2 protein-coding genes are annotated in these 254 nt (G+C 41.7%); one reads left to right on the top strand and one right to left on the bottom strand.

Annotated features, from left to right (window positions below; all coding sequences use genetic code 11):
- A partial coding sequence (locus tag F1003_RS19010) for a DUF1294 domain-containing protein (RefSeq protein ID WP_155090375.1) occupies positions 1–130 on the top strand: 130 nt, incomplete at its 5' end.
- Positions 131–148: 18 nt separating this feature from the next.
- On the opposite strand, the gene F1003_RS19005 is transcribed toward F1003_RS19010, so the two are convergent.
- Positions 149–250 carry a hypothetical protein gene (locus tag F1003_RS19005; RefSeq protein ID WP_497986937.1) on the bottom strand — a complete coding sequence of 34 codons (102 nt, stop codon included), beginning with the start codon at positions 248–250 and terminating at the stop codon, positions 149–151.
- Positions 251–254: the final 4 nt, after the last annotated feature.

Raw genomic sequence — 254 nt, 5'->3', positions numbered from 1 at the left:
TGTCGGGGGAGCTCTTGGAGGACTGATTGGTATGTATTGCTATCGTCATAAAACGAAGCACACATCGTTTACAGTAGGTTTTCCTATTCTTGCTGCTCTTGACTTACTTTTCTTTTTTGTTATCAGCTGAGCACAAATGATTTTGTGCTCAGTGTAAAAATTCTCGAACGGGGCTTTTCCAGCGAATAGGAGCATTTGGATACATGTCGTGTACGTGGCTTTCCAGCAGCTTGAAATCTTGTTTTTGCAGTTCA

The organism is Winogradskyella ouciana (genome assembly GCF_009709615.1).
GTDB classification, from domain to species: Bacteria; Bacteroidota; Bacteroidia; order Flavobacteriales; family Flavobacteriaceae; genus Winogradskyella; species Winogradskyella ouciana.
The sequence above is the reverse complement of the archived record's forward strand: the minus strand, read 5'-3'. Positions and strand labels throughout refer to the sequence as shown.